The 12,069-nt window shown below is 64.0% G+C and carries 12 protein-coding genes; 6 read left to right on the top strand and 6 right to left on the bottom strand.

What is annotated here, in order from left to right; genetic code table 11:
• Window position 1 precedes the first annotated feature (1 nt).
• Both AB1K63_RS11885 and glpX read right to left on the bottom strand, forming a co-directional pair.
• Complete coding sequence (locus tag AB1K63_RS11885; RefSeq protein WP_366960373.1) at window positions 2–937, bottom strand: ribose-phosphate pyrophosphokinase; 936 nt, start codon at window positions 935–937, stop codon at window positions 2–4.
• A 90-nt stretch (window positions 938–1,027) separates the two neighbouring features.
• Entirely contained in the window at window positions 1,028–2,011 is a 984-nt protein-coding gene (gene glpX / locus AB1K63_RS11880; RefSeq protein ID WP_366960372.1) for a class II fructose-bisphosphatase, read from the bottom strand.
• 61 nt (window positions 2,012–2,072) lie between these two features.
• Between glpX and AB1K63_RS11875 the strand changes: the two genes are divergently transcribed.
• Window positions 2,073–2,597, top strand: a complete 525-nt coding sequence (locus tag AB1K63_RS11875; protein ID WP_366960371.1) for a hypothetical protein — start codon at window positions 2,073–2,075, stop codon at window positions 2,595–2,597.
• On the opposite strand, the gene AB1K63_RS11870 is transcribed toward AB1K63_RS11875, so the two are convergent.
• Both AB1K63_RS11870 and AB1K63_RS11865 read right to left on the bottom strand, forming a co-directional pair.
• Entirely contained in the window at window positions 2,594–3,913 is a 1,320-nt protein-coding gene (locus AB1K63_RS11870) for a homoserine dehydrogenase (protein WP_366960370.1), read from the bottom strand. The two genes, AB1K63_RS11875 and AB1K63_RS11870, sit on opposite strands and share 4 nt — an antisense overlap.
• Window positions 3,914–3,971: 58 nt before the next feature.
• Window positions 3,972–4,724 (bottom strand): hypothetical protein, encoded by a 753-nt coding sequence (locus AB1K63_RS11865; RefSeq protein WP_366960369.1) that lies wholly within the window; start codon window positions 4,722–4,724, stop codon window positions 3,972–3,974.
• Window positions 4,725–5,172: 448 nt separating this feature from the next.
• Between AB1K63_RS11865 and AB1K63_RS11860 the strand changes: the two genes are divergently transcribed.
• From AB1K63_RS11860 to AB1K63_RS11840, 5 genes are all read left to right on the top strand, one after another.
• Window positions 5,173–5,904 (top strand): energy transducer TonB, encoded by a 732-nt coding sequence (locus tag AB1K63_RS11860; RefSeq protein WP_366960368.1) that lies wholly within the window; start codon window positions 5,173–5,175, stop codon window positions 5,902–5,904.
• A 65-nt stretch (window positions 5,905–5,969) separates the two neighbouring features.
• Window positions 5,970–6,821, top strand: a complete 852-nt coding sequence (locus AB1K63_RS11855; protein WP_366960367.1) for a MotA/TolQ/ExbB proton channel family protein — start codon at window positions 5,970–5,972, stop codon at window positions 6,819–6,821.
• A 99-nt stretch (window positions 6,822–6,920) separates the two neighbouring features.
• Window positions 6,921–7,448, top strand: a complete 528-nt coding sequence (locus AB1K63_RS11850; protein ID WP_366960366.1) for a biopolymer transporter ExbD — start codon at window positions 6,921–6,923, stop codon at window positions 7,446–7,448.
• A gap of 36 nt (window positions 7,449–7,484) precedes the next feature.
• Window positions 7,485–7,925, top strand: coding sequence for a biopolymer transporter ExbD (locus AB1K63_RS11845; protein ID WP_366960365.1), 441 nt, complete (start codon window positions 7,485–7,487; stop codon window positions 7,923–7,925).
• Window positions 7,926–8,107: 182 nt separating this feature from the next.
• Window positions 8,108–8,530 (top strand): biopolymer transporter ExbD, encoded by a 423-nt coding sequence (locus AB1K63_RS11840; protein WP_366960364.1) that lies wholly within the window; start codon window positions 8,108–8,110, stop codon window positions 8,528–8,530.
• Here the strand turns inward: AB1K63_RS11840 and AB1K63_RS11835 are convergent.
• Window positions 8,527–10,974 carry a ligase-associated DNA damage response DEXH box helicase gene (locus AB1K63_RS11835; RefSeq protein ID WP_366960363.1) on the bottom strand — a complete coding sequence of 816 codons (2,448 nt, stop codon included), beginning with the start codon at window positions 10,972–10,974 and terminating at the stop codon, window positions 8,527–8,529. The two genes, AB1K63_RS11840 and AB1K63_RS11835, sit on opposite strands and share 4 nt — an antisense overlap.
• Before the next feature lie 58 nt (window positions 10,975–11,032).
• A complete protein-coding gene (locus AB1K63_RS11830; RefSeq protein ID WP_366960362.1) occupies window positions 11,033–12,043 on the bottom strand; it encodes a hypothetical protein in 1,011 nt (336 codons plus the stop codon).
• Window positions 12,044–12,069: the final 26 nt, after the last annotated feature.

Genomic DNA, 12,069 nt, shown 5'->3' with positions numbered 1-12,069 from the left:
CCTAGTCGAACAGCGAGCTCACGCTGCTTTCGTCCGCGATGCGGCGAACCGCCTCGCCGATCAGCGGTGCGATCGTGAGAATGCGGATTTTCTCGCTGTCCAGCACTGCGTCGAGCGGCCGGATCGTGTCGGTGATGACGAGTTCGGTCAGTTCGGAGCCGTCGACCCTTGCGACCGCGCCGCCCGACAGGACACCGTGCGTGATATACGCGGCGACAGAGCTCGCACCGGCTTCCAGCAGGGCCGAAGCCGCATTGCAGAGCGTACCGCCCGAGTCGACGATATCGTCGATCAGAATGCAGTGGCGACCCTTCACCTCGCCAATGATGTTCATCACTTCGGATTCGCCCGGACGATCGCGCCGCTTGTCGACGATGGCGAGCGGGGCATTGTCGAGCCGCTTGGCCAGCGCCCGCGCGCGCACCACGCCGCCCACGTCGGGGCTGACGACCATCAGTTGCTGATCGCCGTAGCGGGCCTGGATATCGGCCGCCATGACGGGCGCCGCGTAAAGATTGTCCGTCGGGATATCGAAGAATCCCTGGATCTGCCCGGCGTGCAGATCGACGGCCAGCACGCGATCGGCACCGGCTTCGGTGATCAGATTGGCGACCAGCTTGGCACTGATCGGCGTCCGCGGCCCGGGTTTCCGGTCCTGCCGGGCATAGCCGAAATACGGCACCACGGCGGTGATCCGCCGGGCCGAGGCGCGCTTGAGCGCATCGACGCAGATCAGCAGCTCCATGAGGTTGTCGTTCGCCGGGAAGCTGGTGGACTGGAGGACGAAAGCATCCTCGCCCCGCACGTTCTCGTGGATTTCTACGAAGATTTCCTCGTCCGCGAACCGGCGCACGCTGACATCGCACAGCGGCATTTCGAGATAGGCTGCAATCGCCCGGGCCAGCGGGAGATTGGAGTTGGCGGCCATCAGTTTCATGAAGATCGTTTTCCCCGGCTGAAGCACGAATCGGTTCGCGCGGGGCTTAGCCTTTGTCATGCGAATGCAACAGTGACGCGTCCCGCTATTTCACCCGATCCGGTGCTCGCCCCGGATCCAGCGGACCGTGCCGCTGCTGGCGCGCATCACGACGCTGTCGGTGGTCATGACCCCGCCCGGCAGCATCTTCACGCCGTCCAGCAGAGACCCGGACGTGACGCCGGTCGCCGCGAAGATGCAATCCCCCTTCGCGAGATCTTCGAGCAGGTAGATCCTGTCGAGATCCTCGATACCCCATTTGCGCGCCCGCGCCTTTTCATCCTCGTTCCGGAAGACCAGCCGGCCGTTGAACTGTCCGCCCACGCATCGCAGCGCCGCCGCAGCCAGCACGCCTTCCGGTGCGCCGCCCTGGCCCATATACATGTCGATCGTGGTGTCAGGATCGGTCGTCGCGATGACGCCTGCCACGTCTCCGTCCCCGATCAAGGTGACCCCGCATCCCAGCGATCGCAGTTCCGCGATGATGTCCGAGTGCCGCGGCCGGTCCAGGACGCACACATTGATGAGGTTCGGAGCCACGCCCTTGGCCTCGGCCAGGGCCGTCACGTTCTCGGTCGCGCTCTTCTCGAGGCTGATGATGCCTTCCGGATAACCGGGACCGATGGCCAGCTTGTCCATGTAGGTATCGGGCGCGTTGAGAAGGCAGCCTTCTTCCGCGGCGGCGAGGACGGCGAGAGCGTTGGGCCCGGCCTTGGCGGTGATAGTGGTACCTTCCAGCGGATCGAGCGCGATGTCGATGCGCGGGCCCTTGCCGGGAGCACCGCCGACCTTCTCGCCGATATAGAGCATGGGCGCTTCGTCCCGCTCGCCCTCGCCGATCACCACCGTGCCGTCCATGTACAGCTTGTCGAACGCGCGCCGCATGGCCTCGACCGCGGCGGCATCGGCCGCCTTTTCGTCGCCGCGTCCGATCCAGTCGGCCGCCGCGACGGCCGCAGCCTCCGTGACTCGCACGAGTTCGAGGACGAGGACCCTATCGAGCTGGCTTTCGGTCGCTGCGTCATGGGCATTCATGGGGCGTTCAATCCTTTACCGGTTGTCTCGGGGCTTCGCGCAAGTCGCTTAGGGGGGCCTCATGGCAATGTCGAGAATGGCCGTGGCGGCAATGCTGGCCTCGCTGTGCGCGGGCAGCCCGGCCTTTGCGCAATCCGAGCCCGCAGAGCCCGATTCTAATACGCAGGAGGTTCTGGACGCGGCGCGCGAGGCCTACGGCCCTCCTCCCCCCAAGCCCGCGCCACGATGCGATCCCGGCGAGGACGGTACGATCGTCGTGTGCGCGAGGAGGCCGGACGATCCGGAAAAGTATCGCATCGCGTCCGATACCGAACTGGGTATCAACACCGATGACGGCCTGCCGCGCGCGCCCGATCTGGAGCCGAAATATCCCGGTCCGGTCGTTGCGCGCGGCTGCTTCATCCCGCCCTGTCCGAAGCCGCCTGCCTACATCATCGATTTCGCGTCACTGCCCGATACACCGCCGGGATCGGACGCGGACCGCGTAGGACACGGACTCGTACCGCTGGACGATCCGAATGCGCCCACCCCGCAATCCGAGCCGGTCGATAATCCTGTGGCGCGCGATCCGGAGCCGGAGGGTTAGGCTCCCAGGATCGGCATGACGAGGGGTTCGGCGGTGTGATCCTCGGACCTGTTGAGGATTTCGACCGCTTGCTCGACGCAGCGCCATTCGCCATCATGCGTTACCATGGCGACCAGCACTTCTCCGCCATTGTCGGAGCGGCCCTTCTGGATCAGGCTCTCTATCGACACGCCGGAATCGCGCATTGCGGCCGTGATTTCCGCAAGCACGCCGGTCCGGTCCTTGACCGCGAACCGGATGTAATTGCGACCCGTGCGCGCGCCGCGATCGGCGGCAGGCGACGGGGACAGGGCGTCCGCCGTAATCGAGAAGGCGTGCCCGGCGGTCCCCCTCGCAATATCCACGAGGTCGGCGACGACCGCACTGGCCGTCGGGCCGTCTCCGGCACCCGCACCCTGGAACAGCAGCCGCCCGACGAAATTGCCCTCGGCCACCACGGCGTTGGTCGCGCCCGTCACATGGGAGAGCGGATGCCCGCGTGGGACGAGGCAGGGGCGGACTTCCTGCATGAGCGAAGCACCGTCGCCACGTGAACCGTCCATATCGGCCATTGCGACGAGCCGGATGACATAGCCGAGCGCGTCCGCCTGCACGATATCGGCCGCACGCACCCTATCTATTCCGTGCGTGGCGACGGACGCGTAGTCGAGCTCCGACCCGAAGGCGAGCGCGGCGAGAATGGACAGCTTGTGCGCGGCATCGGTGCCGTCGATGTCGAAGCCCGGATCCGCTTCGGCGTAGCCGAGGCGCTGGGCCTCCTCCAAAGCTACGGCGAAGTCGGCACCCTTTTCTTCCATGCTCGACAGGATGAAATTGGCAGTCCCGTTCAGGACGCCGTAAAGACGCGTCAGCCGGTTGGCCACGGCGCCTTCGCGAAGGCCCTTGAGGATCGGGATGCCGCCCGCGACAGCCGCTTCGAAAGCGAGCGGGGCGCCCTTGCTTTCCGCAAGGCGCGAGAGTTCGAGCCCGTGATGGGCGATCATCGCCTTGTTGGCCGTCACCAGCCCCTTGCCGGCCGAAAGTGTATCGCGCGCCAGCGTGAGTGCCGGCCCGTCCGAACCGCCGACCAGTTCGACCACGACATCGACGTCGTCGCGCCGTGCCATCGCGGTCATGTCGTCTTCCCAGGCGAACCGGTCGATGGCGACGCCGCGTTCCCGATGGCGCTCTCGCGCACTGACGGCGACGATCTCGATCGCCCGGCCCGCCCGTTCGGCAAGCAGGTCGCTGTTCGAATCGATCAGCCGGATGACGCCGGTCCCGACGGTTCCCAGCCCGGCTATGGCGATGCGCAGTGGCGTTTTCTCGGTCGACATGCCGGCGCCGGTAGCGCCGAACACCGACCGATGGGAACCAGAAAGTCTTCTACGGCCCCTAGGTCCGGTTGCGCTCGCAGGATCCCAGCTGTTCCAGCACGAAAGCGTAATCGCGTTCCGCCCTCAGCCGGGCGGCGGCATCGTCCGTCAGCATGATCCCCTGCGGCAAGGTTCGCGGAAGCGAGCAGGCCAGACGATACCAGCCCACCGTCCGCGGTGCTGGCGCGCTGTCGGACTGGACCACGAGTTCGGACCAGGAAACGCCCCATTGCGGCTGTGCGGAGGGACGCCGAAGGATGGTAAGGGATACCGGTTCGCCTCGCTCTGTCGAAAGGAAGAATTGCGTTTCGGTCTCTCCGGCAAGATTGCCTTCGATCGACATCCCCTCGCTCACGCCGGTGATGACCGGCGGGGCATCGGGCGCGATGAAGTCGGCCAGGATCGGACGGAGCCGGCTTTCCAGTTCGGGCGTCCATGCCAGCTGCGCGTCACGCTCTACGAGTTGCAGCTCGTCCGTGCGACCGGGCACGGGGCGGGCGAAGAGGAGGACCTGCTGCTTCTTCAGCTTGGGCACCTTGCCATCGGACCTCAGCGGTACATCGACAAGGTAGCGCAGGGTTTCGCCAACCGGCACCGATCCGGAGAGGAGGGCTCCCGTGCGCGCTTCTATATATAGGCGCGCCATCCCCGGAGCCACGTCCGGCGCGCGTTCCGGAGCGAGGCGGATCTGGTCGCGAATCTCAGCCCGGACCACCAGTTCGGTCTCGTCCACCAGACCTGCCAGATCGGCATAGGTCGGCTGGGGCATCATGGGGATTTCCTGTCCCGACGCCTCACCGAGCGGCAATGTCGAACAGCCGACGACAATGGCAAGACAGGCAGGGACAAAGAACATCCGTCTGAAATTCATGGGTTTTCCCAGCTCGGTGAAAAATTATGGCGAATCGCCTCCGGCGCAGTTCACCTGCCCGGCCGTGAATCCGACGTTAACCGGAAAAGCGATTGCGGGATAGAAATCGGGTGGCTAATGATCCGCGGAATCCGGGCCTGTCGTGGGGACGATGGCCCGGGCGCAACTTTGAACGTTGCGTTCTCCCTTCCGTTTGCGCAATGTTCGTGATGGAGGGGATGGGAACTTCGCAGGGTTTCGCACCTTGCATTTGGGTAGCTACGTCGCAGTGAACGCGACGCTGATAACGGAGTGATGCAACCGAATGGCCTATGCTGACCAGGAGATGAGCTCCAACAGGATTATCGCGTTGATCATCGTCGGATTGATCCACGTGGGTATCGGCTTCTTGCTGGTTACCGGCCTGGCACAGAGCGCATTCGAAAAGGTGCAGGAGACCGTGACCACGGTCGATATCGAAGAAGAACCGGAAGAGCCGGAACCGGAGGAAACCCCTCCCCCGCCTCCGCCGGACGAGCCGCAGAGTGTCGAGCAGCCGGTGGTCATCCCGCCGCAGCCGAACCGCCTGTCGGAAGCACCGCCGCCGCGTGATTTCACGCCCGATCCGCCGGATTTCTCGAATTTCGATCCGAATCCGCGTGACGAGCCGACGTCCAAGACTTGCTTGAACGGTCGTGTCGTCCCGATCGGACAGGCCTGTCCGCCGCCGCCGCCGGCTACCAAGACGTGCCCGAACGGCCAGACGGTGCCGGTCAGTGCGACCTGCCCGCCGCCGCCGCCGCCGGCCGCGCCGCCGAAGCCTCCGACCCCCAGCAATGGCGGCTGGGTGCGCGACAGCGATTATCGCTCGAGCTGGATCAATCGCGATTATGAGGGGACCGTGAGCTTCCGCGTCAATGTGGGATCGAATGGACGTGTGACCTCATGTTCGGTCACCGGCGGTAGCGCTCCGTCTACCCTCAAAGACGCGACTTGCTCTTTGGTGCAGAGCCGTGCCCGGTTCAATGCCGCTACCGACAGCAGCGGGAACAGGACCGACGGAACCTTTTCTGGTACCGTTCAGTGGCAAATCCCGCAGTAACCATCCGTCAGACGTTTGTTTGATTGAACTCTTGAACCGACCTTTATCCTGAGAGGAAACTCGCAATGATTATCGAAATGCTTACTGCCGCAGGAGCGGACACCGAGGTGGTGAATGAATTCGGATTCTGGGAAGCCATGGAACAGGGCGGCCCGATCGCGTGGTCGATTCTGGCCGTGCTCGTCATCATGTCCGTCGGTTCGTTCTACATCCTGATCACGAAGCTGCTCGAACAGAACAAGATCCTGAACCAGTACAAGGATGTGCAGACCAGCTTCTGGCGCGCCAATTCGCTCCCGGAAGGCGCGAAGAAGCTCGACCAGAACAGCGCATGGCGCCAGCTCGTCGACGATGGCCTCAAGGCCGACGCCGAGCACCGCAAGATGACCGACAAGACCGAATCGCACGATTACCTTCACGGTTCGCTTGCCCGCTCGGAAGCCTCGATCAACACGAAGCTCGCCGGCGGCCTGCCGTTCCTCGCGACCACCGGTGCGACCGCGCCGTTCATCGGTCTGCTCGGTACGGTGATCGGTATCTACCGCGCCCTGATCAACATCGGCCTCGCCGGTTCGGCCTCGATCGACAAGGTCGCCGGCCCGGTCGGTGAAGCCCTGATCATGACCGCCATCGGTCTGCTCGTCGCGGTTCCGGCCGTCATGGCCTACAACTGGCTGCAGAGCCGCAACCGCAAGATCGCGGCGCGTCTGAGCGGTTTCTCGACCGACCTGCTCGCCTATATGAGCTCGAACGGTGAAGTGAAGCCGGCCCTCATGACCGGTGCGTCGACCCAACAGGCTTCGAAGGCTGCCAAGACCGCCCCCGCCACGGCTAAGCCGGCCGGCACGACTGCTGCGGGTACCGTCAAGAGCCCCACGGCGACGACCACGACCACGACCACCCCGAAGAAGCCCTGAACATCCGGCTGAGATACCGGGAGGTGCGACAGGATGCGCACCTCCCGGCCTTCAAAGGCGGATAAACTTCAGGCGCCAATCAGGTTAGGAAAGTAAGACATGGCAGTTGCACTCGGAGGGGAAGAAGGAGCCCCGATGTCAGACATCAACACGACGCCCCTCGTGGACGTCATGCTGGTGCTCCTGATCATCTTCCTCATCGCCGTTCCCGTCGCAATCCAGACGATCGACAAGCTCGAGATCCCGATCCTCGAAACCATCGAGTCGGAAGACAAGGTCGAGAATCTCCTGCTGACCGTTTCGACGAGCGACAGCCAGGGGCTCAGCGCGGGTCAGGAGGGCTACCAGGGCGCCTCTCGCGATGGCGAATGCCGGATCTATTACAACAACACCACTCCGGTGACGTCCGAGGAACTGTACCAGAGCTCGTTCGATCGTCTCGACGGTCTCGTGCAGAGGGCGGGCGGCGCCGAAGCGCTGCTTCAGAACCCAGAAATGATCCCGCAGGTTCACATCCGCGGCGACGTCAACGCTCCGTGGCGGTGTATCGCCGGCACGATCTACACCATCCAGCGCGCCGGTTATCCCACCGTCGGCTTCATTTCCAATCCGGTCGATCCAGGCTGATCGGGCGGAACACGAGAACTTTCAGGAGACCAACCCATGGCAATGTCAGGCGGTAGCGACGACGGCGAACCGATGATGGAAATGAACACCACGCCGCTTATCGACGTGCTGCTCGTGCTCCTCATCATGTTCATCATCACCATCCCGGTGGCTACGCACGCGGTGAACATCGACCTGCCGCAACCGGACAACACCCCTCCGCCGCCGGACCAGATCGAACCGGATCGCAACAAGATCATCCTGTTGCAGTCGGGCGAAATCCTCTGGAACGGCAACCCGATCTCGGAAGGCGAACTGGTCCGCAACCTGCAGATCACGACGCAGATGGATCCGGAGCCCGAGCTTCAGTACGAGCCTGAAGCACTCGCGAGTTACGATCTCTCGATCCGTACGCTCAACATCATCAAGGCGTCGGGCGTGACCAAGTTCGGGTTCGTCGGCAACGAGAAGTACCGGACCTTCGGCAAGTCCGAATAGGACGCGGCTTCCAATCAGGAACACTCGAAGGGCGGGAAGAAATTCCCGCCCTTTTCGTATGCTCATCTCGGGAACCGATCATATGTCCTGCAGCGCCATCAGTCAGGCGGTCATCTCCCGCCTCCAAAAAGCCGTAATGATCGTGTTATGTAGTACCATGACATAAACTGCAGGAGGATATCATGGCCAAGTTCGACACTCCCATGGGCGAAATGAACACGACGCCCCTCATCGACGTCCTGCTGGTTCTCCTCATAATGTTCATCATCACCATTCCGGTCGCCACTCACTCGGTCGACGTAGAGCTGCCGCAGGATTGTGCCGATTGCCCGCGTCCCACACTCGATCCTCTGAAAAACAAGATCGTGATCGACGAGAGCGATCGCATCCTGTGGAACGGCACGCCGGTCGGTGGCACGCAGCTGAGCACGCTTCTGAGAGCGAGCACGCAACTCGATGTGGAACCCGAGCTCCAGTTCGAACCGATGGCACTCGCCAGCTATGACATCTCAGTCCGTACGATGAAGACCATCAGGGCGAGTGGGGTCACGAAGTTCGGCTTCGTGGGCAACGAGAAGTACCGGGAGTTCGGCCGTCCGATCTAGTCCAGCGTTTCCGATCGCATCGCGGCATCGGCGAGGCTTTCCGCTTCCAGCAGCAACTCGTCGTCGACCGCGCCCTGCGGCACGCTTTCCCGCCCGATCATGACCATGACCGGCACGGCGAGCGGACTGACCCGGTCTAGCTCCACGTGGATCAGTTGGTCCGCGGACCTGTCCAAGAGGTCCCCGAGCCGGCCGACATCCGTCATGCGCGCCCGTGCATCCGCCCAGGCCGCTTCCAGCAGCAGGTGGTCCGGCTCGTGCTTTCGCAGCACGTCGTAGATCAGGTCGGTCGAAAAGGTCACCTGCTTGCCGGTCTTGCGCTTCCCTGGATGCTGGCGCTCCACCAGCCCGCCGATCACGGCCACTTCGCGAAATGCGCGGCGCAGCAATTGGGAGTCCTGTACCCAGTCCACGAATTCCTCCGTCAGGATATCGGGTGACAGGAGCGGTGCCGGATCGGTCACCGGCCGCAGCCCCCATACGGCCAGCGAGTAATCGTTCGCCACGAAGCCGCCCGGAAGCAGCCCCCTGTCCTCCATGCGGCGGGTGATGAGCATGCCCAGACTCTGGTTCGCGTTCCATCCTTCGAAAGTGTAGTACACCGTGTATTCCCGCCCGCCGTGGGGGAAACTTTCCACCAGCAGCTCGTCCGGTCCGGGCAGCCGACTGCGCCAGTCCTGCATTTCCAGCCATTCGCGAACGTCGTCGGGAAAGCGCGCCCATCCGGGCCGATCCTGCAGCATGGCGCGGACCCGGTCCGCCAGATGGGTCGTCAATGGCAGTCGCGCGCCGCCATAGGACGGGATCATCGCGCTCTTCGTCGATGCGCGCACGATTACTTCCATGTCCTTGACCTGCTCGACCTCGAGGCTCGTCCCGGCAAAGGCGAAGGTATCGGCGGGCGAAAGCTGCGCAGCGAAGCGTTCCTCGACCCTGCCAAGCTGCCGACCGTTGCGGAACCGCACGGTCAGCATTTCGCCGTCCATGATGATGCCGGCATTCAGCCGGTGCCTCGCGGCATGTTCGGGATGGGCCAGGCGCCATACGCCCAGGCGGTCCCGTACGATGCGCCGGAACTTGTCGTAGGCGCGCAGCGCGTAGCCCCCGGTGGCGACGAAGTTCAGCACACGGTCCCAAACGGCCTCGTCGACCCAGGCATAGCTGGTGCAGGACCGGATTTCCCTCAGCAGGGCTTCCTCGTCGAACGGCGCCGCACATGCGCACGCCATCACGTGCTGGGCGAGCACGTCCAGCCCACCTGCCCGGAAGTCCTCGCCATCCCGCTGGCCCTCTTCCACGGCGTCCCGCGCCGCAGTGGCCTCCAGAAACTCGAACCTGTTGCCGGGGACCAGCACAGCCCTGCTGGGCAGGTCCAGCCGGTGGTTCGCCCGGCCGATCCGCTGGAGCAGGCGGCTCGATCCCTTGGGAGCTCCCATCTGGACCACGCAATCGACATCGCCCCAGTCGACGCCGAGGTCGAGGCTGGCGGTCGCGACGAGCGCCCTCAGCTCGCCACGCGCCATCGCACCTTCCACCTTGCGGCGCGCTTCCTTGCTGAGCGATCCGTGGTGGATGCCGATCGGCAGGTTCTCCTCATTGGCATCCCAGATGTGCTGGAAGATGTACTCCGCCAGGAAACGGGTGTTGGTGAAGACCAGCGTGGTTCGGTTCGCGCGGATTAGGTCGATCAATTGCGGAATCGCCCACGTCGCCGCATGGCCGCCCCACGGCACGCGTTCCTCGTCCGGTAACAGGATATCGACCTGCGGGTCGGCGCCCTTCTCCCCGATCACCAGCGTCACCCGGTCGACATCTCCGTCGGGTGCAAGCCAGTCCCGGTAGCCATCCGGATCGGCCACGGTGGCGGACAGCGCCGCGCGCTGCATGGCGGGCGCAAGCGCCTGAAGCCGTGACAGAGCCAGCGCCAGAAGGTCGCCCCGCTTGCCGGTGGCGAAGGCATGCACCTCGTCGATCACGATGCGCTTGAGCGACGCGAACAGGTCGAAGCTTTCCGGATAGGACAGGAGCAGCGACAGCGACTCAGGCGTCGTCAGGAGGATATGCGGCGGCTTTTCCCGCTGTCGCCGCTTCCGGTCGGAAGGCGTATCGCCACTGCGTGTCTCGATTCGGATCGGGAGGCCCATCTCCTCGACAGGTGCGACAAGGTTGCGCTGCACATCGTGCGCGAGCGCCTTCAATGGGGAGACATAGAGCGTGTGCAGGCCTTCCGGCGGTCCGACCTCTCCCGTCACGGAGGGGCAGAAGTCGGCCAGCGTAGGCAGGAAACCCGCCAGCGTTTTCCCGGCCCCCGTATCCGCCACGAGAAGTGCATGCCGGCCGGATCGGGCGGCCGCGAACATGTCATGCTGGTGCGAACGGATACGCCAGTCGCGGCCTGCGAACCAGGCCTCGATCTCGTGCGGGACCCGTATGGTCCCGGTCATGGCAGGAGCGCCTGCCTGACCGGTTCGTGGCGACGGAACAGGAACGAAATCGGGATGCTCAGATATCGTCCTCGTCTACGAGCTCTTCCTCGTCTTCGTCGAGAGACATGGTGCTTATAGCAGGCGGGTTCTCGGCGCGCCGCATGTCCGCTTCGAGTTGCGAAAGCTCGATCCCGAGCATTTCGGCGATTTCCGCGCGTTCCGTTACCGTAAGCGCGTCGTAGGTTTTCTGCTCCGGCAAGTCCGCCACGGCGCCTTCCAAACCGATCATCAACTCCGGCAAGGCGCCCATCATCGTCGGAAGGGCCTGCATCGTGGCCTGCATCACGTGCGGATCGGCAGACATCAGGATCGACTGCGACGCGAAATAGGCACCGGTATCGGTCGCGAGAAAGGCGTTGATCTCGGTCAGCTGCTCCTGCGTGAACCGTGTCGCGTAGGCCTTGGCATACCCTTCGCGCAGGGCCGGCTCCATCGACGACATCGCATCGCCGATCGTATCGAAGACGGAGTCCATCGTCTTCTGCGTCCGCTCCTCGTAATCAGGGTCGAGCAGTTCGGTTAGCCGGATGCGCTCCTCCTGCGACAGGCTCTCCATAGCAAGTTCGTCCCGGCCAAGCGCATCGGCCAGATCGCCGGGGGACATTGCGCTGCCAACCACCTCGCCCAGCAAGCCGCCGAACATGCCTTCGCTACCCATCATGGTGTCGAGCAGTTGCTTGTACACGCCGTCCGGAAACGCGGTTTGGACCGCCTGCATGGCCGCCGGCAGGCGCGCTTCCTGCTCGGCCGTCAGTTCGGGCGCATCGAACAGCGCACCGAGCATGGCGAGGCCTGCCATTTCGCCGACGAGCTCGTCGTCCATTTCCGACATGTCGAATTCGTCGTCATAGGGTTCGAAATCGTCAGCGGCCTCGGAGTCCGCTTCTGGCGCCTCGTTCTGGACCTGCATCGGGACAGGAGCTGGGATCCGAAGCTCGGGAAGGGGTTGCCCCTCCTCCTGCGCCGATGCCGGCACGAAGGCGAACAGCGATGCAGCGGCACCCGTGGTGAGAAGCAAACGAATCATGACCCAATCCCCGTGTCGAATGCCGC

This window comes from Qipengyuania sp. JC766, assembly GCF_040717445.1.
GTDB lineage: Bacteria > Pseudomonadota > Alphaproteobacteria > Sphingomonadales > Sphingomonadaceae > JC766.
The sequence above is the reverse complement of the archived record's forward strand: the minus strand, read 5'-3'. Positions and strand labels throughout refer to the sequence as shown.

What these genes read in the sequence shown, in the direction of transcription:
- AB1K63_RS11885 (WP_366960373.1), bottom strand. Translation starts at nt 937, where the DNA reads ATGAAACTGATGGCCGCCAACTCCAATCTCCCGCTGGCCCGGGCGATT.
- glpX (WP_366960372.1), bottom strand. Translation starts at nt 2,011, where the DNA reads ATGAATGCCCATGACGCAGCGACCGAAAGCCAGCTCGATAGGGTCCTC.
- AB1K63_RS11875 (WP_366960371.1), top strand. Translation starts at nt 2,073, where the DNA reads ATGGCAATGTCGAGAATGGCCGTGGCGGCAATGCTGGCCTCGCTGTGC.
- AB1K63_RS11870 (WP_366960370.1), bottom strand. Translation starts at nt 3,913, where the DNA reads ATGTCGACCGAGAAAACGCCACTGCGCATCGCCATAGCCGGGCTGGGA.
- AB1K63_RS11865 (WP_366960369.1), bottom strand. Translation starts at nt 4,724, where the DNA reads ATGATGCCCCAGCCGACCTATGCCGATCTGGCAGGTCTGGTGGACGAG.
- AB1K63_RS11855 (WP_366960367.1), top strand. Translation starts at nt 5,970, where the DNA reads ATGATTATCGAAATGCTTACTGCCGCAGGAGCGGACACCGAGGTGGTG.
- AB1K63_RS11850 (WP_366960366.1), top strand. Translation starts at nt 6,921, where the DNA reads ATGGCAGTTGCACTCGGAGGGGAAGAAGGAGCCCCGATGTCAGACATC.
- AB1K63_RS11845 (WP_366960365.1), top strand. Translation starts at nt 7,485, where the DNA reads ATGGCAATGTCAGGCGGTAGCGACGACGGCGAACCGATGATGGAAATG.
- AB1K63_RS11840 (WP_366960364.1), top strand. Translation starts at nt 8,108, where the DNA reads ATGGCCAAGTTCGACACTCCCATGGGCGAAATGAACACGACGCCCCTC.
- AB1K63_RS11835 (WP_366960363.1), bottom strand. Translation starts at nt 10,974, where the DNA reads ATGACCGGGACCATACGGGTCCCGCACGAGATCGAGGCCTGGTTCGCA.
- AB1K63_RS11830 (WP_366960362.1), bottom strand. Translation starts at nt 12,043, where the DNA reads ATGATTCGTTTGCTTCTCACCACGGGTGCCGCTGCATCGCTGTTCGCC.